The organism is Streptomyces sp. NPDC041108 (assembly GCF_055592645.1).
This window is the reverse complement of sequence record NZ_JBVIYK010000006.1, coordinates 143230-162108: the sequence shown is the minus strand read 5'-3', so window position 1 is coordinate 162108 and position 18879 is coordinate 143230. Positions and strand designations below refer to the sequence as shown.

Below are 18879 nucleotides of genomic sequence, written 5' to 3'. Positions count from 1 at the left end.
CCATGGGTGACGTCGCACGGCTCGCCGGTGTCTCGTCCCAGACCGTGTCCCGGGTGTCCAACGGGTTCGCCGGGGTCAACGAGGACACCCGGCGCCAGGTCCTGGCCGCCATGCGGGAGCTGGGGTACCGGCCCAACAGTGCGGCTCGGGCGCTGCGGCGCGGGGAGTTCCGGACGCTCGGCGTGATCACCTTCTCCCTCTCCACCCTGGGCAACATCCGCACCCTCGACGCGATCGCCACCTCCGCCGCGCGCGAGGGGTACGCGGTCACGCTGCTGCCCGTCGCCGTGCCGACGCAGGACGAGGTGAACGGGGCGTTCTCACGGCTCGGGGAGCTGGCCGTGGACGCCGTCATCGTCATCATGGAGGTCCATCTGCTCGACGCGGCGACCGTGTCGGTGCCGCCCGGGGTGCAGGTCGTGGTGGCGGACTCGGACGCCGGGGACCGGTACACCGTCGTCGACACCGACCAGGCGGGCGGCGCGCGGGACGCCGTACGGCATCTGCTGGAGCTGGGGCACGGGACGGTGTGGCATCTGGCCGGGCCCGAGGACTCCTTCGCGGCGCAGCGGCGGGCCAACGCCTGGCGCGCCACGCTCGACGAGGCCGGGCGCCCGGCGCCGCCGCTGGTGCGGGGCGACTGGTCGGCGGAGTCGGGGTACCGGGCCGGGCTGCGGATCGCCGAACAGGCGGACTGCACGGCCGTGTTCGTCGCCAACGACCAGATGGCCCTCGGGCTGCTGCGCGCCCTGGACGAGCGCGGGCGCCGGGTCCCCGAGGACGTCAGCGTCGTCGGCTTCGACGACATCCCGGAGGCCGCGTCCTTCCTGCCGCCCCTCACCACCGTCCACCAGGACTTCGCCGAGGTGGGGCGGCTGTGTGTGCGGGGCGTGCTCAGCAAGATGCGGGAGGGCGCGGAGGAAGGGGCGGCCGAGCACGGGACGACGCTCGTGCCCACGCGGCTCGTACGGCGGCGCAGTACGGCACCGGCGCCGGCGTCCGCCTCCTGACCCCGTTCAGCGGCCGCCCGTCACGGTCCGCTGCCGGGGTTCCTGCCGCTGCCCCCGCCGGTGCTGCTCGTTCCAGAGGCGGGCGAGTTCGTCGAGCGCGCGGTGCGTGCGGGCCAGTTCCCAGAGCAGATAGCCGGCGGCGCCGGCGAACGGGAACCAGGCGCCCCGGTGGAAGACGAGCACCGGCATGGTCAGCAGGCCCACCAGGACGACGAACCTGAGCAGCACGGCCGCGTAGGGCTGGTCTCGTTCGACCCTGACGTGCCCTTCCCGGCCGGGGACCCACCGTAAGCGCGACCTCATGCCTACCCCCTCGCCTCATGGGGCCCCCACGGGCTCCTCGGGCTCCGGACCATCCTCGCGTTCGCCGTCGCGGGAGGGCCAGTGCGCGGTTGTACAGGTTTCTTCACACAGCGCGCGCTCCCTGGGGGGAGGCGGCGCCGGCCGGTGCGTCGTGCGTCGGGAGCGCCGTTACGGTGTGGGGTCGTGACGGGGTTACGGGGTGTGCGCGGGGCGCGCGGGTGGTGGGAGCGGGGGCGGGCGCTCGGGGAGACTCACCCGTGGGTGGTCGACGGCGGGGTCACGCTGCTGGTGCAGGCGGCGGTGACGATGCCGTTCGTGGTGCCGCGGGCGAGCGGGCTGCCGGCGCCGACCTGGGCGGCGTACGGGCTGACGACGCTGACGGTGGTGCCGCTGGTGTGGCGGCGGCGGGCCCCACTCGCCGTACTGCTGGCGATCATGGTGACCAGCCTGGTCTACCGGCTGACTCTGGACGGGCCCGGACAGCCGCTGCCGTACAGCGGGCTGGTGATCGTCTACACGGTCGCCGTGCTCTCGCCGCCCTGGAAGCGGCTGGCCACCGGGGTGCTGCTGCTGGTCGCGGTGCCGGTGGGGGTGGGTCTCAACAGCCGCTCGGCGCGTGAACTGACCTTCTCCGCCTTCGTGTTCGCGGCGGCCTATGTCTTCGGACGGCTGACCGACGCCCGTCAGCGGGCGCACCGCGTGGAGGCCGAGCGCGCCGCCGCGCGGGAGCGGGCCCGCATCGCCCGCGAGATGCACGACATCCTGTCCCATGCCGTGAGCCTGATGATCGTGCAGGCGGAGGCCGGGCCGGTGGCGGTGCGGACGGCGCCGGAGCGGGCCGAGGCCGCCTTCGACGCGATCTCCGAGGCCGGCCGGGACGCCATGGTCCAGCTGCGGCGGATGCTGGGCGTGCTGCGCGAGGGGGCCGGGGAGGCGGCCGAGGAGGAGCGCGTGTCCCGTGCGCCGCAGCCGGGAGCCGGGGATCTGGCCGGGCTGCTCGACCGGGTGCGGGGCAGTGGGCTCGACGTCGTGCACGAGGTGGTGGGGCGGGAGCGGCCGCTGCCGGCGGCCGCCGGGGCGTCGGTGTTCCGGATCGTGCAGGAGGCGCTGACGAACACGGTCAGGCACGCGGACGCCCGTACCGTCCGCGTGCGGCTGGCGTACGGGGACGACGAGGTGCGCGTGGAGGTGGCGGACGACGGGCGCGGGCCGCGCGCCGGGCATGTCGGCGGGCACGGGCTCGTCGGCGTGCGGGAGCGGGCGGCCGCGCACGGGGGTACGGCGGAGACCGGGGCGGGGCCCGGCGGGCGGGGGTTCGTGGTGCGGGTGCGGATACCGGTGGCGCCCCTCGCGGGCACGACGGCCAAGGCGGAGGCGGGGAGATGACGATCCGGGTGGTCGTGGCCGACGACCAGGAGCTGGTGCGCAGCGGCTTCGCGCTGATCCTCGACGTCCAGCCGGACATCGAGGTGGTCGCCGAGGTGGGTGACGGGGCGGCGGCGGTGGAGGCGGTGCGGCGGCACCGCGCCGACGTGGCGCTGCTCGACATCCGGATGCCCCGCATGGACGGGATCGAGGCATGCCGGGCGATCAAGGAGAGCGGGGGCGCGGGCGGCGGGGGCGGGGACGGTGGCGCGGGCGGCGGGGACGGTGGCTGCCGGGTCGTGATGCTGACGACCTTCGACTCCGACGAGTACGTGTACGAGGCGCTGCACGCGGGCGCGAGCGGGTTCCTGCTGAAGGACGTCCGGCGGGACGATCTCGTGCACGCCGTACGGGTCGTGGCGCGCGGCGACTCGCTGCTCGCCCCGTCCGTGGCACGGCGGCTGGTGGAGCAGTACACGCGGCCGACCGCCGCCCGGGCCCCGCGGCCCGACCCCAGGCTCGGCCTGCTGACCGGGAGGGAGCGGGAGACGCTGTTGCTGCTGGCGCGGGGGCTGTCGAACGCCGAGATCGCCGCCGAGCTGGTCGTCAGCGACCACACGGTCAAGACGCATGTCGGCAACGTGCTCGCCAAGCTCGGGCTGCGGGACCGCGTCCAGGCGGTGATCTGCGCGTACGAGACGGGTCTGATCGCGGCGGGGGACGCGCGCGCCCAGGTCGCGGGTCCCCCGCCCGGGGGAGTTCTCCGGCCCGGGTCCTCCCCCGCGTCGGCGAGGAGGTGACCGGAACCGCCCCCCGAAGACCCCCGGCGCGGGCGAGGCGCGCAGGGCCGCGGGTCAGCAGGATGGAGCCGTCGAGAGCGACCCGTGCGGTCGCGAACACCGGCTCACATCAACGGAGTTGCTCATGAAGCGCGCCACCCGCACCCTGCTCGTCGCCGCCTGCGTCCTGGGGACGGTGACGGGTCCGGCGGCCCTGCCGGCAGCCGCGTCGCCCTCACCCGGCGGAACGACGAACATGACCGCGCCGCCGCATGGGAACCCCCGCACGGCGCGGATCGACCCCGCGACGACCGCCGCCCTGGAGGCCGCCGTCGCCGGACTGCCCGCCGCCGACGCCACGGCCGCGCTCGTCCGGGTCGGGGGCACCGACGGGGTGTGGCGGGGCAGTTCGGGGGTGCACGACCTGGCGAGCGGGCGCGCGGCCGATCCGCGCGCCCGTTTCCGGGTGGGGTCGGTGACCAAGGTGTTCACGGCGGCCGTGGTGCTGGACCTGGCGGCGGAGGGGAAGGTCGACCTGGACCGGAGCGTGCGCGCCTATCTGCCGGACCTGATGCCGGCGTCGTACGGCGGTGTCACCGTCCGGCAGTTGCTCGACCACACGCACGGGATCCCGGCGGCCGACTTCCCGGGGTCGACGGTCGAGGAGTGGTACGCGAACCGGTTCCTGGTCCACGACCCGGAGGCGATGGTGCGGTCGGCCACGGCGAAGGAGCGGGAGTTCGCGCCGGGTGAGCGGCAGCACTACCTCAACATCGGCTACACGATCGCCGGGCTGCTGGTGGAGCGGGTGACGGGGGACTCCTACGAGCGGCAGCTGGCCCGGCGGGTGCTGGGCCCGCTGAAGCTGCGGGACACGTACGCCCCGGGCACCGACCCGCGGATCGTCGGCCCGCACAACCACGGATACCAGCGGATGACGCTGGACGACGGGACGACCGGGCTGCGGGACGTGACCGTGTGGGGGGTGACCGACGGCTGGGCGGCCGGGGACCTCGTCTCCACCGCGGCGGATCTGGAGCGGTTCACCGACGCGCTGTTCCAGGGGCGGATCGTGCCGCGCGGGCCGCTGCTGGAGGCGATGTTCACGGTGCCGGAGGTGACGGCCTTCCCGAGCGGCAGACCGGCCGAGTACGCCGTCGGGCTCGCCAGGAAGGTGCTCGGCGGGCGGGAGGTGTGGGGCAAGACGGGCGGCCGCTGGGGCTACAACGCGGCCATCGCCTCCACGCGGGACGGCTCCCGCACCCTCGTCTACAGCGTCAACTCCACGGATGCCAAGGGCCGGGACGTGAGCCGGGTGGCCCTCGGTGTGATGGTCGCGGCCTACGGGTCGCCGTCGTGACCGACCTGCCGACCCGCCGCCCCGATCCGTATGCGCCAAATTCCTTGAATACAGGACCAGTTCTGGGCCGGAGATCACGACCGCCACTAGCATCGCCCTCATGCGACTTCGTCGGAGCCATGACAAGAGCATCCTCGATCCGGCCGCCCTGCCCCGTGATCCGCGGGCCGACGAGTATCCGATGCCGAGCGTGCCCCACGGGTGGTACGCGGTGCTGCGCAGCGGGGAGTTGCGGGCGGGGAGGGTCGTCAGCCTGCACTACTTCGGGCGGGCGCTGATCGCGTTCCGCGGGTCGGACGGACGGGCGGCCGTGCGGGACGCGCACTGTCCGCACTACGGCGCGCACCTGGGTGTCGGCGGGAAGGTCGTGGACGGGGCGGTGCAGTGCCCGTTCCACGGGTGGCGGTTCGGGACGGACGGGCGGTGCGTGGAGGCGCCGTTCGCCGCGCGGACGCCCAGGGTGTCGATCGGCGGCTTTCCGGTGCGGGAGCACAGCGGGCTCGTGTTCGTGTACGCCGGGCCGGGCGAGCCTGCGTGGGAGGTGCCGGAGATCGAGGAGACAAGGTCCCGGCGGTTCGCCTCACCGATCGACGACACGTGCCGGGCGCGGATCCATGTCCAGGAGATGCGCGAGAACATCGTCGACGAGTCCCATTTCCACTTCATCCACGGGCAGAGCGAGCCGCCGGTCCAGGAGTGGCGGGAGGACGGGCCGTTCGCCGAGGCGCGGGGGACGATCAGCAGGCGGGTGTTCGGCTGGGACATCAACAACACTTTCGACTCGTACATGTACGGGCCGGGGGTGATGGTCGTGCGGGTCCACGGGCCGGTGCTGTCGGTGACGGCGGTCGCGCTCACCACGCCCGTGGACGACCGCACCAGCGAGCTGCGGATGCTGTACTACCTCCGCAAGCCGGCCTGGCTCCCCTTCCTCACCCCGCTGTTCAAGCTGGTCTTCCGGGCCGAGGCGCTGGGCGAGGTACGGGAGGAGGTCCAGATCTGGGACCACAAGATCCACCAGGCCCGGCCGGTCCTGCTGCCGCACGAGAAGGGCATCAGGGCGCTGCGGCGGTGGTACGCGCAGTTCTATCCGGGGCAGGGGGAAGGGGCGGACGCGGGCTCCGGGGAGGGCGCGATCGGGGGTTCGGGGCAGGGTTCGGCCGAGCACGCGACGGGCGGAACGGACGGCGACACGCCCGCCGAGTCGCCCAGGGGCACGACCGGCGGACCGGCGGACGGCACGGGCGGGGGCCCGGTCGACCACCCGGCCGGGGGCAGCACCGAGGGCCCGGCGGAAGGCGCGTCGCGAGAAGCGGCCTAGCTGAAGCCGGTCGTTTTGGATCATGCCTGGGGCGCGGGCTCACCGGCGGTCGTCAGACGGTCGTGGGCCGACCGGTGTGCCGATGTCCGGGCGGGGACTCAGCAGACATGGCCCGGCACCCCGACTCAGGTCGAGGGGAGGATACGGCGCGTTTCGTAGGCCCACATCGCGATCTCGACCCGGTTGCGGGCGCCGAGTTTGGCCATCAGGCTGGCCAGATGCGTCTTCACCGTGCTGAGGCTGATGTGCAGTGCATCGGCGATCTCGGTGTTGGTCAGCCCGCGAGCGACGGCGAGGAGCACCTGCTCCTCGCGGGCGGTGACGGGGGAGACGGGCTGGGCCACGGGCCGGCCGGCGGGCAGGTCCGCGAACGTCTGGAGCAGGCGGACGGTGACGCTGGGCGCGATGAGCGCCTCACCGTCGGACGCCGACCGTACGGCCTGGGCCAGAAGGTCCGGTCCCGTGTCCTTGAGGAGGAATCCGCGGGCGCCGGCACGCAGTGAGCCGTAGACGTACTCGTCGAGGTCGAACGTGGTGATGACGACCACGACCAGCGGGTCGGCGACGCCCGGGCCGGCGACCAGCCGGGTGGCCTCGAGCCCGTCGAGTTCAGGCATGCGGATGTCGAACAGGCAGACGTCGGGGCGTAGTTCGCGGGCCAGACGTACCGCTTCCCGCCCGTCGGCGGCCTCACCGACCACCTCGATGCCGGGCTGGGCGTTCAGCATGATCCGCAACCCGTAGCGGATGATCGCCTGGTCGTCAGCGACGAGGACGCGAATGGACACCGCTCTCGCTCCTCGCTCTCGGCAGTTCGGCTTCGACATGCCAGCCCCGGTCGGTACCCGGGCCGGCTCGTAGTGTGCCGCCGAGCAGGGTCGCGCGCTCGCGCAGTCCGGTAAGTCCGTATCCGTCGCGACCCCGGCCGGTGCGCCGGCCGTTGTCGCGCACGCTCACCCGCACCGTGTGCCGTTCCGCGGCGACCCGGACGACGAGATCGGTCGCGTCGACCGCATGGCGCAGCGCGTTGGTCACCGACTCCTGCACGATCCGGTAGACGGCCGCGTCCACGGTGGGGGACAGCGCGTCCAGTTCGCCGTCGAGCCCCAGGTCGACCCTGAGGCGGCCACCCGGGGTGCGCACCAGGCGCTCCAGATCCGCGACTCCGGCAGGCGGCGCCAGCTCGGCGCCGACCCCGCGGTCGCGCAGCGCGGCGACCATGGCGCGCATTTCCTCCAGCGTGCGCGCCCCTTCCTCCTCGACCCCCTCCAGCGCCTCGACGGCGGCGGACGGGTCGGCGCCCGCGAGCACCCGGCCCGCCTGAGCGATGATCACCATGGCCGACACGTGGTGGGCCACCGTGTCGTGCAGTTCCCGGGCGAGCTGCTCGCGCTCGCGGGAGCGCACCTGCTCCACCTGCCGCTCGCGAGCGGTCACCCGGAACCGCACGGCAGCGCCGACCACCCCGGGCAGCATCAGGAAGACGAGGCCCACGACCTTTTCGACGACCGAGGTCTCGTCCGCGACGACACACAGCGTGCCGACCGCGAGGATCACCGCGCCGCCCAGCACGGTCTCGCGTCCCGATCCCCACCGGGGCAGCGCGTACACCAGCACGAGCACGACCGCGCCGGTGTAGAGGCCGACGGGCTCGCGCGGTCCGGCGACGAGCCAGGCCACCTGGAGCAGGGCCACCGAGCCGAACGCCAGCGTCACCATCGCCAGCGGGCGGGTCCGGCGCCACAGGGGCAGCAGCCACAGCCATACGGCGAACACCACCGCCACCGGCCGCCACACGACGTCCTCGCGCAGGGTGGCCTCCAGCGCCACACCGGCAAGGCCCGCGGCGAGCAGTGCCCAGTCCCGCCGCACCCGGGCGGGCGCGTCGGGCGGCCGGGGTTCGGTCCACAGGGTTCGCAGGTCGTCTCGGAGCACGGTTCCCAGCCTAGGGACCACGGCGTGCCGCGCATCGGCCGAAAGGACAGGTTGTCACTCCGCCCCGGGGCCGACGGATCCGCGGCCCGCGGGCCGATGCCGCGGAGCGCCGTGGCGACGAGCCTCGGCATCGGCGGCCGTACAAGGACGGCCGACAAGGTGGTTGGAGGACCCGATGCTCTCGAAAGCCCTGTTGCGCCTGGGCGGGGGCGCCGCCCGCCATCCCTGGCGGGTGATCGCGGCATGGCTGGTCGCCGCCACGCTCGTCGTCCTCGCCGCCGTCGCCTTCGGCGGGCGGACCGCGGACTCGATGACCGCTCCGGGACTGGACTCGCAAAGGGCCGCGGAACTGATCGAGCGGGCCCGCACCGGCCAGGAGGGGATGACCGCCCAAGTGGTCGTCACCCCCCTCGACGGCGCTGCGACGTTCTTCGACCGCGGCAGCGCGCGCACCGCTCTCACGCGGCTGCAGACCGAGGTGGAGCGGCTGCCGCACGTGCTCGGCACGAGCGACCCGTCGGGGGCACTCGACGCACGCGGGGACACCGCCGTGCGCGGCGGCCTCGTCTCGGCCGACGGGCGGATCGCAGTCGTCCGGGTGCAGTACCCCGACCGGAGCCGGCTGTCGGCCGAGGACCTCGACGCCCTCGTCGACCTCGGCGACCGGCTGCGCGCCGAACTGCCCCTGCGCATCGAGATGGGCGGGGACCTCTTCTACGCCTTCTCCGACCCCGACGGCGGCGCCAGCGAGCTGATCGGCCTCCTCGCCGCGGCCGCGATCCTGTTCCTGGCGTTCGGTTCGCTCGTCGCCGCCGCGCTGCCGATCGGCATGGCGGTCTTCGGGCTGACCGTCGGGGTCGCCACGATGACGGTACTGGCGGGGGTCACGGACGTTCCCACCTTCGCACCGGTCCTGGGCAGCATGGTCGGGCTCGGAGTGGGCATCGACTACGCGCTGTTCGTGCTCGCCAGGCACCGGGAGTACCTCGCGGGCGGGCTCGATCCGCAGACGGCGGCCGGACGAGCGGTGGCAACGGCGGGACGGCCGGTGGTCTTCGCCGGCGGCACCGTAGTCGTGTCGATCCTCGGCCTGGCGGTCGCGAACGTGCCCTTCATGACGGTGGGCGGGGTTGCCGTCTCGATCGTCGTCCTGACGATGGTGCTCGCGTCGGTGACGCTGCTGCCGGCCTTCCTCGGCGCGGCGGGCCCGCGCCTGGCCCGAGCCGGCCGGATCGGCCGGGCACTGCGGGCCGGGTGGTCGGGCCGCCTCGGCCGACGACGGGACACGGCGGCGGGCACCACCCACGCCGCCGGGTGGCGTCGCTGGATCGGGCACGTCAGCGAGCATCCGGTGCCGTACGCGGTCGGCGCGGCGGGGTTGCTGCTGACCGCGACGCTGCCCGTGCTCGGCCTGCGCGTCGGCCTGCCCGACGACGGCTCACTTCCCCACAGCCGTACCGAGCGCCGGGCCTACGACCTCGTCGCCGAGGGGTTCGGCCCGGGCACCAACGGTCCCCTCGTCATCGCCGCGGACCCCATCGGTGATCCGGGAGTGCTGGACCGACTCGTCGGGGCGGTCGCGGCGGATCCGGGCATCGCATCCGTCGCGCCGACGCACATCGACCGGGCCACCGGCATCGCGACCCTCGTGGTGTTCCCGACCACCGGCCCTCAGGACAAGGCCACGGCCGACACCATCGCCCGGCTGCGCACCGAGGTGCTGCCCACGGCGATCGGGCACGGCCCGGCCAGGGTCCACGTCGGCGGCGCCGCCGCGAGCCTGTCCGATGTGGGCCGACGCACCAGCGAGCGCATGCCGGCGTTCGTCGCCGCCGTGCTGGCGATGTCGTTCCTGCTGCTGATGCTGGTCTTCCGCTCGGTACTCGTACCGCTCAAGGCGGTTCTGCTGAACCTGCTGAGCATCGGCGCGGCCTACGGGATCATGGTCGCGGTCTTCCAGTGGGGCTGGGGAGGCGCACTCATCGGGCTGGAAGCGACGGTTCCGATCGTGTCGTTCATCCCTATGTTCCTCTTCGCCATCCTGTTCGGCCTGTCGATGGACTACGAGGTGTTCCTCCTCTCCCGCGTACGCGAGGAGTACCTGCGCACCGGCGACAACGGCACGGCGATCGTCGAGGGCGTCTCGCGCACCGCCCGGATCATCACCTCGGCCGCCCTCATCATGGTGGCGGTCTTCCTGTCCTTCGCCGTCGCCGACGACCCCTCCACCAAGATGTTCGGGCTCGGCCTGGCCACCGCGATCCTCATCGACGCCACGGTCGTACGCATGGTGCTGGTACCGGCGACCATGACACTCCTCGGCCGGAACAACTGGTGGCTGCCGAAGTGGCTGGACCGGATGCTTCCCCGCGGCCCGGTCGGCACCGACGACACCGACGCGGAATCCACGGGTGAGGCCCCGCGTCCACGGCTGGTCGACCGTTGACACGACTCCTGCCGCCCTTGGCGTCTGGCCCCCTGGGGACAGGTGGGAGGCGATGGCTTTCGAGGTTCAAGGGGAGTCGCGGGGGGGGGGGAGGCTCCCCCCTCCCCCCGTGGAGCAATCCGAGATCATGCGGCGAGTCGTGGGCATCCTCACCGAGGCGATCGAGATGCGGCGGCAGGTCCGCTGGGTCGTGCATGGTCCGGGGAATCCGGTTCATGGCATGGCGCTCGAACTCAACCGACACGGGAACGCTTGACCACATCAATCGCGGGTCAGGGTCAGGGCGTAAGGAAACCCGTGGACGGGCCTGCGGTAGATCACTTAGTGTGTGGCTCCGCGCCCTGAGATGGATGGAAGGAGGCGAGTGCCGTGCGGTTCACACCTTTCCAGCGCTCCCTCTTTCCGCTGTCCCGGCGTGTTCGTGAGTTCTGACCGGGAGCGCTCCAAGCAGCCTGTATCCCGGAGGAATCCATGACCGACGCGGTCATCCGCGCGCTCTCCGCGAGCGACGCTCATCTCTTCGACGCACTCCCCGACCCCCTGGGCGCCCGTGAAGGCCATCGGCGTACCCGGTTCCGTCCCGACTGGAAGCGCGTCGCCCTGCGCGACGGCGAGGTCGTCGCACGCGGCGCGTGGTGGGGCGGCCCCGACGACTCGGAGCCCGTGAACATCAACTGGTTCGACGTGGCCGAGGGCGAGGAGGAGGCCGGGGCCGAGCTCCTGCGCTCCGCTCCCTGGCAGGTCGAACTCGAGATCAACCTGCCCGGCGGCTGGCGGGAAAAGGCCGACCTGCGCGCCGGCGCCGAGGCGCGCTTCGCCGCCGCACGAGCCGCGGGGTACGAACTCCTGGTGGAACGCTTCCTGTACCGGTGGACCCCCGAGCGAGGTCTGCCCGAGCGGCCCGGACGCCTGCGCTTCAGCGCCGAACCCGACGACACCGTGTTCTTCGACGCGTTGCGCCGCATCCACTCCGTCACCCTGGACGCCCACGCGCTCAGGGCCGTCGAGGAGGGCGGCCTCGACCAGGCCGCCCAGGAGGAACTCGACTTCTTCCACTGGTGCCCCTCCCCACGGGAGTGGTGGCAGATCGCGCACACGTCGGAGGGCGACCTGGCCGGCATCCACATACCGGCCCACAACCCCTCCGGCCCGACCATCGGCTTCATCGGAGTCGTCCCCGAACAGCGCGGTCGCGGCTACGCCTACGACCTCCTCGCGGAGTGCACCCACCTCCTCGTCGAGCAGGGCGCGGAGTTCGTCAGCGGAGCGACGGACCAGGGCAACTTCCCCATGGCCGCGAACTTTGCAAAGGCCGGCTTCCCCGTCATCAGTGAACGCATCAACTTCCACCCGGCGGGCCAAGCGGCCTAGCGAGGAGTAGCACGCGCCGAGGGGTCCGGTCAGAGGGCAGGTCCGGACCCCTTGTCAGTGACACCGTGAGTTGTTCGCCTCCCGTCCGGCCGGTCGGCACGGGCCCGACCGGAACGGGAGGCGGGACGTCCACCGGTTACGCCGACTTGGCGCGTCCTGCCTCGTCGGCCGCTCCGGCCGTCTCTACGCCGTCCTCGTCCTCGACGTCCGGCACGGGCAGGCGCAGCCCCCGGGACTCGGCGACGCGCAGGGCGTCGGTCAGGCACTCGGCGAGACGGATGCCCGCGTAGCGGACCTCGGTGTACGGCGAGGTGGGGTCGTCCAGCACCACGCGGGCGAGGCCGAGTACGTCGGTGCCGGTGGCGAGCTGGGTGGCCTCCAGGTCGTCGGCGAGACGGGAGAGGTAGCCACCGTGGTGGTCCGTCACCAGGTAGGAGGGTTTGCCCTCCGGGGACGGCCAGGGCAGGAGTCGGGGCGCGGACGCGCGGCCGGGTACGGGTACGGGTGTGCCGTTGAGGTGGTCCATCAGACCGCCACCTGCCCTACGCCGACCAGGTGCTGGTCGAGGTCGACCCCGAAGTCCGCGGCCAGGACGAGCGCGAGTCGGCGGCGCTGCTGGAGGGCGGCCTCTTCTTCACAGGCGGCGAGGTAGGGGCGGACGAGAGGAGAGGCTGCGCCGTCGATGGGGGCGTGGAGGCCGTACGGGGAGCGGTGACGGGGGAGGCCGGAGGACGCGGGCGCCGGTGCGGGGGTGGAGAGGTGGCGTACGGCGGTGACGTGCAGGCAGAGGTAGGGGCGGTGGCGGGGGAGGCGCCGTTTGCCGGGGCCGGGGGCGAAGAGGAGACGCAGCCATTGGAGGGCGCGGGGGATAAGGTCGGTCATGTCGACGCTCCTTGTAAGCGTGGGCCGTGCCCCGGGAGGTTGCCGCCTCGCCGGGGTCTTTCGTGACCACTTTGCCTTAGGACGCGATAGGTAGCAACCGGAAGCATGAGGTTGCATGCGGACGTTCCCTCATGTGGTGCGCTGCTACCAGTCGCCTTAGCGTGCAGCTATGGCTAACGATCGCGAGTGGAGCCCCGACCCGACGAGCCATGTCTACGTGTATCTCCAGGTGGTGCACCACATCGCCGAGCAGATCCGCACGGGCCGCTTGCCCGTGGGAGCACGCCTTGCCGCTGAGCGCGATCTCGCCGAGCAGTACGGCGTAGCCGTCAACACGATTCGGCGAGCCGTTCGCGAACTCCGCGATCAAGGACTAGTCATCACGGTCCCCATCAAGGGCACGTTCGTACAGGCCGAGCAGCCGGCCGGCGAAGCGTCCGAAGAGAGCGAACCGAACGCCTGAAAAGGCCGTGCGCAGGCATGTTGAGGGGGCGGACCCGGTGCGGGTCCGCCCCAGGTCGGGTACTCAGGGGCGAGTTGGGCCTAGGCTCCCCCCGTGGAGCAATCCGAGATCATGCGGCGAGTCGTGGGCATCCTCACCGAGGCGATCGAGATGCGGCGGCAGGTCCGCGAGCATCCCGGGGACGAGGTGGCGTTGACGGGTGCCGTCTCCGCGTTGCTCACGGAGACCCTGCCCGTGATCAGGCTGCCCGCCGACGCGAGCGCCCAGGAGGCCACCGGCATCATCACCGATGCCCTGGGGCCGGCGATCGTGGGCCTCGTCAACTGTTTCTCCTACGCCTTCGTGCACCTCGCCGAGGTGCACGACGAGGGGCGGGCCGACACCACGACCGCCGACGTCCTGCAGGCCCTCTCCCTGCAGTTCGCCCAACGGGACGGGACGTGACGCGGCCGCCCCTTCCGGGTCAGCCGAACATGCCGACCTGGTAGTCGCCCGCCGGCTGACGCAGGATGACGTTCAGCCGGTTGAAGGTGTTGATGAGGGCGATGAGCGCCACCAGGGCGATGAGCTGGTCCTCCTCGAAGTGCTTGGCCGCGTTCTCCCAGACCTCGTCGGGGACGCCGCCGGCCGCGTCGGCGATGCGGGTGCCCTGCTCGGCCAGCTCCAGCGCGGCACGCTCGGCCTCGGTGAAGACCTGGGCCTCCCGCCAGGTGGCGATCAGGTGCAGCCGCTGGGCGGTCTCCCCGGCGTGCGCGGCCTCCTTGGTGTGCATGTCGAGGCAGTACCCGCAGCCGTTGATCTGGCTGGCGCGGATCCTCACCAGTTCCTGGGTGGTGACCGGCAGCCCCGTCTCGTCGACGGCCTTGCCGGCCGCGACGAGGTGCTTGACGAGCTTTCCGGCGACAGGGCTGGCGAGCAGGTTCAGACGTGCTTCCATGGCGGGCTCCTCGTGCCGTCGTATGCGGTGACAACACGAGGACGGGCCGCACCGGGTCCGATGTGACATCACGGGATGTGACCCCCGTCACGCCCCGGTGACCGTGCCGGTGAGGAGGCCCATGGGGTCGCCCTCGGGCCACCAGGCGGTCCGGCGGCCGTCCTGGACGGTGCCGTACCGCCCATGGGCGGTACGGCAGTACAGCGGGCGGCGGTACGGCGGTGTCAGTAGAGGGCGATCCTCGGGTGGACCGTGCCCTCGGCCGCCGGGTCGGTGACGGTGACGCGGTAGAGCTCCGCGAGGGTCGCACCGGCCCGCAGGGTGCGCCGCGCGGTGCTCAGGTCGGTGAAGAGGGTGCCGGTCCGGCTGCCGAGGACGACCGCCTTCCAGCAGCCCCCGGCGGTGCGGTGCTCGACCTTGACGTCCGCCGGGTCGAGGAACGGGCCGGAGTCCGGGGACTCCAGCAGGAGCTGCGGGGCGACGGTCCGGTCCGCGCCCGAGTCGTTGCGGTAGGCCAGGGTGACCTCGTGGCTCCGGCCGTCCGCCATGAGCGGGGCGGTGGCGAGGTCGGCGAAGGCGACGGGTGCGGCGGGCGCCTGCGAGGACGTGGACACGGTGGAGGCGGCCCGCGGCGCGGCCGCCGCGGCGGGGCCCGCGAGGGCGACACCGGCGGCGGCCACGGCCACGGAGAGGAGGGCGATCCTGAGACGGCTGTTCCTGGATGACACGTGCGCGGATCCTTCGTGCTGGTGAGGGGGGTTCCGGCCGGACCCCGCACGGGGGGCCGGCCAGGCCGGTCCAGGTTACGGAGGGATGACCGGAGACGGTAACTACCGTTGGGTAGTGGAGAGATTGAGTGGAAGGTCGGCCATGAGGGCACCGCTCTGGCCTTTTTGCCGTCTCTTGAGTTAGACATTCTCCGAACTCGCATTGACCAGTGGGTTCTCAGGGGTCTCTACCGCTCAGGGGGAACACGCCCATGACCACGTATCACCACGCCTCCAGACGTTTCTCACGTCTCAGAATCGTCGGCGCCGCACTGACCGCCCTCGTCCTCGCCGGCACGGGGATCGCGACCCAGGCGATGGCCGCGCAGGACACCGCGCAGAAGCCGCAGTCGGCCTACACACCGCCTCCCGTCCCGACGTTGGCCTGGTCCGACTGTCAGGGCGGTTTCGAGTGCGCCAACGCGGACGTGCCGCTGGACTACCGGCAGCCGCAGGGCACCAAGATCACCCTCGCGGTGGTCCGCAAGAAGGCCGCCGACCAGAGCAAGCGCAAGGGCACGCTGTTCATGCAGCCCGGCGGTCCGGGCAACTCCGGCGTGGACTACGTCCGCAACAACTACGCGGGGCTGCCCGCCAAGCTGCGCGAGTCGTTCGACGTCTTCGGCTACGACGTCCGCGGTGTCGGCCGCAGTTCGGCGCTCACCTGCTTCGACGACGCCCGCTACACCAAGGCCGTCACCGACGCCAAGGGCGTCCCCGGCCCGGACGCCTTCGGTCCCGCGCTGAGCGAGGCCGCCGAGTTCGACGCCGCCTGCCAGACCAACTCGGGCGCCCTGCTGCCGTACGTCGGCACCGAGTACGTCGCCCGCGACATCGACCTGCTGCGCCAGGCGCTGGGCGAAGAGCAACTGACGTACTACGGCCGGTCGTTCGGCTCGTACATCGGCACCGTCTACGCCGCCATGTTCCCCAAGCGGGTGCGGGCGCTGACGCTCGACGGCGCGTACGACCCGTACAAGTACGCCTACCGGCCCTACGCCTACGACCGCGACCAGTACCTGGCGCTGGACGGCTCGATGAGCCGCTTCCTCGACTGGTGCGCCTCCGACCAGCCCGTCTGCGGCTTCGGTGACGGCGACCCGCGCGGCGCGTTCGAGCAGCTGAAGAAGGACCTCGACGCCAACCCGGTCACCACCGCGAGCGGCGGCAAGGCCAACGGCTACACCCTGGTCTACCGGCTGATGTTCAACATCAACGAGGGCAAGGTCATCTGGCCCTCGCTCGGCGCGGCCCTGCGCAAGGCACAGCTGCGGGACAACACCTCGTTCCTGCTGCGCCCGCCGTCCCCGGCCAGCTTCGACTTCCTCGGCCCGAACGTGGTCGTCGAGTGCGTCGACAAGGACTACCCCAAGAGCCTGAACAAGCTGGAGTGGAACGTCGAGTCCAACGCGGCGGCCGCGCCGCTGCTGGGCCCGGCCATGGCGTTCGGTCCGCCGACCTACGACCACCAGCACGCCACCGCGTGCGTCCAGTGGCCCGCCGAGAAGGCCAGCCGCTACGACGGCTCCTTCCGCGCCAAGGGCTCGGCACCCATCCTGGTCCTCGGCACCACCGGTGACCCCGACACCCCCTACGAGCACGCGGTCGCGCTGTCCCACCAGCTCGACAACGCCGCGCTGGTGACCTTCGAGGCCGAGGGCCACACCGCGTTCGGCCGCAGCGCCTGCGCGACCACCGCGGTGATCGACTACCTCGTCGACCTGACCGTCCCGGCCCGCGGCACCACCTGCGCGGACGAGACCCAGCCGCCGTCCTCCACCCCGAAGACGGCCCCGCCCGGCACGACGCTCGGCGAACTCCGCAACGGCGTCAACGAGCGCGTCGACAGCCTCGGCAAGATCGGCTGACCGGCCGACCCGTTCGATGAACCGGCCGGTCGACGACCCGACCGGCCGGCACGAACCCCGGGGCGCCCGCCCCTCCACAGCGAGCACCCCGGGGTCTCGTACGTCCGCGGCACATCCAGATCTGGGGGGAGCGGGCCGGTGGCGCTGCGCATCCATTTCACGTACGACGACCTGGCCCGGGTGGTCCTGGCGGAGGAGCCCGACCCGCTGTGGGAGGGGCTGCTCAGCCTGCATCTGCTGCAGAACCGGGACGGCCCCCTGGTGTTCGGCCGCTGGCGGCGGGCCTCCCGCGGCCCCTTCGACCCCGAACTGTCCCGACTGCGCCTGCTCGCCCCGCCGCGCGGCTACTCGGCGGACTTCCTGACGCCGGCCGGGGCCGCCGGCGGCTTCGAGGCGGGCCTGGACGCGCTGCTCGCCACACCCCGCGCCCGGCTGCGGACCGACCTCACGGAACTGTCCCTCCCCCGGTCCCTGCCGAGCTGGTCCCGGCCGCTCGCCGACGGCGACACCCAGGCACTGCGCGGGCTCGGCGGCCTGGTCCGCCGCCATCACGAGCGGTTCGTCGCCCCGTACTGGACCCAGGTCCGCGCCCGCTTCGACGAGGCCCGTTCCGCCGCGGCCAGGGCCCTGCTGCGGTCCGGCTTCGCGGGTCTGGCACAGGGGCTGCACCCCAGCGTGCGCTGGTCCGCGCCGGTCCTGCACATCGCCGGCTCCCATCTGCGCGGCGACCTCCACCTCGACGGGCGGGGCCTGCGGATCATCCCGTCCTTCTTCTGCTGGCCCGGACCGATCGTGCTGCGGGACGGCTCCCTGCCCCCGGTGCTCGTCCACCCCGTGACGCACGACCCCCGCTGGCTGGCACCCCCGCCGCCCGCCGCCGCCGGCACGCACCAGGCCCTCGCCGCGCTGCTCGGCCGGGCCCGGGCGGCCGTGCTGGAGGAGGTGGCCGACGGCCGCACCACGAGCGAGGTGGCGGCCCGGGTCGGGCTCAGCCCGGCGACCGTCAGCCACCATGTGGCCGTGCTCCGGGAGTCCGGGCTCCTCACCAGCCGGCGGATCGGCGGTTTCGTCCTGCACACCCTCACCGCCCTGGGCGCCGACCTCCTCGAAGGCGGCCCGACCTGCGACATTCGACCAGGCTCGAAAGCCGTGGTGCGGGCCGGGAGCCGGCGCTGACCATGGGGAGGCGGGCCGCTCAGGGTCCGTAAGGGCCCACCGCGGTCCCCACCGTCACGACACCCACCGAGGGAGTCCGAACCCATGCGTACCAAGCGCGCACTGCTCGGCGCGGTCGGCACCACGACCCTGCTGCTGGCCTCCGCCCTCGCCTCCGGCACGGCCGGAGCGGCCACCTCCGCCACGACCGCCGCCTCCCCGACCACCTCACCGGCCGTGCGCTCGGAACTGCTGCCCGCCGGCGCCGGCATCACCTGCAACTCGGGCGAGTTCTGTGCCTCCGTCTTCGACCCCGCCGCGGGCCGGTTCCGGGTCTTCCACTTCTACAACTGCGCCCGCTACTCCCTGTCGAACTGGAACGACTGGGGCGAGGCCCAGAACAGCCAGACCGGCAGCGCGGTGGCCCGGATCTACGGATCGGGCGGCAACGAACTGGCCTCCTACCCGGCGACCGGCGACGTCTACGCCGTGAACTGGGGCCCCGTGTACTCCATCCGCAACTGCTGAACCAGGGACAGGACATCATGCGCATCGCGAATCGACTCGGCGTCGTGCTGGCCGGCACCGCGCTCGCCACGAGCGCCGCCCTCCTCACCGCGCCCACCGCGTCCGCCGCGAACCCCTGCTGGCAGAGCGGCGGCAACTGGTGGTGCAACAACGTGTCCGGGGCGCCCGTCTACCGGGACCCGTACACGTTCCAGGTCGTGGGGTACATGCACAGCAACCCCAGCTGGTTCAAGTGCCGTTACGACGCCGGCGCCGACGTGGGCGGACCGCACCCCACCCGCTGGGTCTGGACCCAGGCCGACAACGGCGCCTGGGGCTGGATGAAGGACACGGACATCTACAGCGAGACCGACCCGCTGCCGGCGGCCTCCCCCTCCTGCCCCTGAGGC

Annotated in this window: 21 protein-coding genes; 14 read left to right on the top strand and 7 right to left on the bottom strand. The window is 72.7% G+C overall.

From position 1 onward, the window contains the following. Positions 1–2 precede the first annotated feature (2 nt). Positions 3–1010, top strand: a complete 1008-nt coding sequence (locus tag ACZ6BB_RS18815) for a LacI family DNA-binding transcriptional regulator (protein WP_471616287.1) — start codon at positions 3–5, stop codon at positions 1008–1010. Between the two features lie 6 nt (positions 1011–1016). On the opposite strand, the gene ACZ6BB_RS18810 is transcribed toward ACZ6BB_RS18815, so the two are convergent. Continuing rightward, positions 1017–1313, bottom strand: coding sequence for a hypothetical protein (locus ACZ6BB_RS18810; protein ID WP_471616286.1), 297 nt, complete (start codon positions 1311–1313; stop codon positions 1017–1019). A 183-nt stretch (positions 1314–1496) separates the two neighbouring features. Here ACZ6BB_RS18810 and ACZ6BB_RS18805 point away from each other — a divergent pair, with 183 nt between their 5' ends. From ACZ6BB_RS18805 to ACZ6BB_RS18790, 4 genes are all read left to right on the top strand, one after another. Next, positions 1497–2699, top strand: a complete 1203-nt coding sequence (locus ACZ6BB_RS18805) for a sensor histidine kinase (RefSeq protein WP_471616285.1) — start codon at positions 1497–1499, stop codon at positions 2697–2699. Next, positions 2696–3478 carry a response regulator gene (locus tag ACZ6BB_RS18800; protein WP_471616284.1) on the top strand — a complete coding sequence of 261 codons (783 nt, stop codon included), beginning with the start codon at positions 2696–2698 and terminating at the stop codon, positions 3476–3478. The genes ACZ6BB_RS18805 and ACZ6BB_RS18800 overlap by 4 nt, the downstream gene beginning before the upstream one ends. Positions 3479–3602: 124 nt before the next feature. Continuing rightward, complete coding sequence (locus ACZ6BB_RS18795) at positions 3603–4817, top strand: serine hydrolase domain-containing protein (protein ID WP_471616283.1); 1215 nt, start codon at positions 3603–3605, stop codon at positions 4815–4817. Between the two features lie 100 nt (positions 4818–4917). Continuing rightward, positions 4918–6138 carry a Rieske 2Fe-2S domain-containing protein gene (locus ACZ6BB_RS18790; RefSeq protein ID WP_471616282.1) on the top strand — a complete coding sequence of 407 codons (1221 nt, stop codon included), beginning with the start codon at positions 4918–4920 and terminating at the stop codon, positions 6136–6138. A gap of 125 nt (positions 6139–6263) precedes the next feature. Here ACZ6BB_RS18790 and ACZ6BB_RS18785 read toward each other — a convergent pair whose 3' ends face one another. Both ACZ6BB_RS18785 and ACZ6BB_RS18780 read right to left on the bottom strand, forming a co-directional pair. Further along, entirely contained in the window at positions 6264–6926 is a 663-nt protein-coding gene (locus tag ACZ6BB_RS18785) for a response regulator (RefSeq protein ID WP_471616281.1), read from the bottom strand. Continuing rightward, positions 6901–8073, bottom strand: a complete 1173-nt coding sequence (locus ACZ6BB_RS18780) for a sensor histidine kinase (RefSeq protein ID WP_471616280.1) — start codon at positions 8071–8073, stop codon at positions 6901–6903. Before ACZ6BB_RS18780 ends, ACZ6BB_RS18785 begins: the two co-directional genes overlap by 26 nt. A gap of 175 nt (positions 8074–8248) precedes the next feature. On the opposite strand from ACZ6BB_RS18780, the gene ACZ6BB_RS18775 reads away from it, so the two are divergent. From ACZ6BB_RS18775 to ACZ6BB_RS18765, 3 genes are all read left to right on the top strand, one after another. Next, positions 8249–10519, top strand: a complete 2271-nt coding sequence (locus tag ACZ6BB_RS18775) for an MMPL family transporter (RefSeq protein ID WP_471616279.1) — start codon at positions 8249–8251, stop codon at positions 10517–10519. 109 nt (positions 10520–10628) lie between these two features. After that, a complete protein-coding gene (locus ACZ6BB_RS18770; RefSeq protein ID WP_390803137.1) occupies positions 10629–10775 on the top strand; it encodes a hypothetical protein in 147 nt (48 codons plus the stop codon). Positions 10776–10990: 215 nt separating this feature from the next. Then, positions 10991–11890 carry a GNAT family N-acetyltransferase gene (locus tag ACZ6BB_RS18765; RefSeq protein ID WP_471616278.1) on the top strand — a complete coding sequence of 300 codons (900 nt, stop codon included), beginning with the start codon at positions 10991–10993 and terminating at the stop codon, positions 11888–11890. Positions 11891–12026: 136 nt separating this feature from the next. On the opposite strand, the gene ACZ6BB_RS18760 is transcribed toward ACZ6BB_RS18765, so the two are convergent. Then, positions 12027–12416, bottom strand: coding sequence for a hypothetical protein (locus ACZ6BB_RS18760; RefSeq protein WP_471616277.1), 390 nt, complete (start codon positions 12414–12416; stop codon positions 12027–12029). Then, positions 12416–12772, bottom strand: a complete 357-nt coding sequence (locus ACZ6BB_RS18755; RefSeq protein WP_471616276.1) for a hypothetical protein — start codon at positions 12770–12772, stop codon at positions 12416–12418. Before ACZ6BB_RS18755 ends, ACZ6BB_RS18760 begins: the two co-directional genes overlap by 1 nt. Before the next feature lie 169 nt (positions 12773–12941). On the opposite strand from ACZ6BB_RS18755, the gene ACZ6BB_RS18750 reads away from it, so the two are divergent. Next, positions 12942–13235: a GntR family transcriptional regulator gene (locus tag ACZ6BB_RS18750; RefSeq protein ID WP_471616275.1), complete on the top strand. Its 294-nt coding sequence runs from the start codon at positions 12942–12944 to the stop codon at positions 13233–13235. A 93-nt stretch (positions 13236–13328) separates the two neighbouring features. Then, positions 13329–13679 (top strand): hypothetical protein, encoded by a 351-nt coding sequence (locus tag ACZ6BB_RS18745; protein WP_471616274.1) that lies wholly within the window; start codon positions 13329–13331, stop codon positions 13677–13679. Between the two features lie 19 nt (positions 13680–13698). Here ACZ6BB_RS18745 and ACZ6BB_RS18740 read toward each other — a convergent pair whose 3' ends face one another. After that, complete coding sequence (locus ACZ6BB_RS18740; RefSeq protein ID WP_471616273.1) at positions 13699–14172, bottom strand: carboxymuconolactone decarboxylase family protein; 474 nt, start codon at positions 14170–14172, stop codon at positions 13699–13701. 224 nt (positions 14173–14396) lie between these two features. Beyond that, positions 14397–14900 carry a signal peptide protein gene (locus ACZ6BB_RS18735; protein ID WP_471616272.1) on the bottom strand — a complete coding sequence of 168 codons (504 nt, stop codon included), beginning with the start codon at positions 14898–14900 and terminating at the stop codon, positions 14397–14399. Between the two features lie 251 nt (positions 14901–15151). Between ACZ6BB_RS18735 and ACZ6BB_RS18730 the strand changes: the two genes are divergently transcribed. From ACZ6BB_RS18730 to ACZ6BB_RS18715, 4 genes are all read left to right on the top strand, one after another. Beyond that, positions 15152–16807, top strand: coding sequence for an alpha/beta hydrolase (locus ACZ6BB_RS18730; RefSeq protein WP_471616271.1), 1656 nt, complete (start codon positions 15152–15154; stop codon positions 16805–16807). 138 nt (positions 16808–16945) lie between these two features. Continuing rightward, positions 16946–17983, top strand: coding sequence for an ArsR/SmtB family transcription factor (locus tag ACZ6BB_RS18725; protein ID WP_471616270.1), 1038 nt, complete (start codon positions 16946–16948; stop codon positions 17981–17983). Positions 17984–18067: 84 nt separating this feature from the next. Further along, on the top strand, positions 18068–18490 hold the full coding sequence (locus ACZ6BB_RS18720; RefSeq protein ID WP_471616269.1) for a hypothetical protein: 423 nt from the start codon (positions 18068–18070) through the stop codon (positions 18488–18490). A gap of 17 nt (positions 18491–18507) precedes the next feature. Continuing rightward, complete coding sequence (locus ACZ6BB_RS18715) at positions 18508–18876, top strand: hypothetical protein (protein ID WP_471616268.1); 369 nt, start codon at positions 18508–18510, stop codon at positions 18874–18876. The last annotated feature ends 3 nt before the right edge of the window (positions 18877–18879 follow it).

Excerpts from the sequence above, each read along its gene's own strand:
- ACZ6BB_RS18815 (WP_471616287.1), top strand. The coding sequence starts at position 3 with ATGGGTGACGTCGCACGGCTCGCCGGTGTCTCGTCCCAGACCGTGTCC.
- ACZ6BB_RS18810 (WP_471616286.1), bottom strand. The coding sequence starts at position 1,313 with ATGAGGTCGCGCTTACGGTGGGTCCCCGGCCGGGAAGGGCACGTCAGG.
- ACZ6BB_RS18800 (WP_471616284.1), top strand. The coding sequence starts at position 2,696 with ATGACGATCCGGGTGGTCGTGGCCGACGACCAGGAGCTGGTGCGCAGC.
- ACZ6BB_RS18795 (WP_471616283.1), top strand. The coding sequence starts at position 3,603 with ATGAAGCGCGCCACCCGCACCCTGCTCGTCGCCGCCTGCGTCCTGGGG.
- ACZ6BB_RS18790 (WP_471616282.1), top strand. The coding sequence starts at position 4,918 with ATGCGACTTCGTCGGAGCCATGACAAGAGCATCCTCGATCCGGCCGCC.
- ACZ6BB_RS18775 (WP_471616279.1), top strand. The coding sequence starts at position 8,249 with ATGCTCTCGAAAGCCCTGTTGCGCCTGGGCGGGGGCGCCGCCCGCCAT.
- ACZ6BB_RS18765 (WP_471616278.1), top strand. The coding sequence starts at position 10,991 with ATGACCGACGCGGTCATCCGCGCGCTCTCCGCGAGCGACGCTCATCTC.
- ACZ6BB_RS18760 (WP_471616277.1), bottom strand. The coding sequence starts at position 12,416 with ATGGACCACCTCAACGGCACACCCGTACCCGTACCCGGCCGCGCGTCC.
- ACZ6BB_RS18755 (WP_471616276.1), bottom strand. The coding sequence starts at position 12,772 with ATGACCGACCTTATCCCCCGCGCCCTCCAATGGCTGCGTCTCCTCTTC.
- ACZ6BB_RS18750 (WP_471616275.1), top strand. The coding sequence starts at position 12,942 with ATGGCTAACGATCGCGAGTGGAGCCCCGACCCGACGAGCCATGTCTAC.
- ACZ6BB_RS18740 (WP_471616273.1), bottom strand. The coding sequence starts at position 14,172 with ATGGAAGCACGTCTGAACCTGCTCGCCAGCCCTGTCGCCGGAAAGCTC.
- ACZ6BB_RS18730 (WP_471616271.1), top strand. The coding sequence starts at position 15,152 with ATGACCACGTATCACCACGCCTCCAGACGTTTCTCACGTCTCAGAATC.
- ACZ6BB_RS18720 (WP_471616269.1), top strand. The coding sequence starts at position 18,068 with ATGCGTACCAAGCGCGCACTGCTCGGCGCGGTCGGCACCACGACCCTG.
- ACZ6BB_RS18715 (WP_471616268.1), top strand. The coding sequence starts at position 18,508 with ATGCGCATCGCGAATCGACTCGGCGTCGTGCTGGCCGGCACCGCGCTC.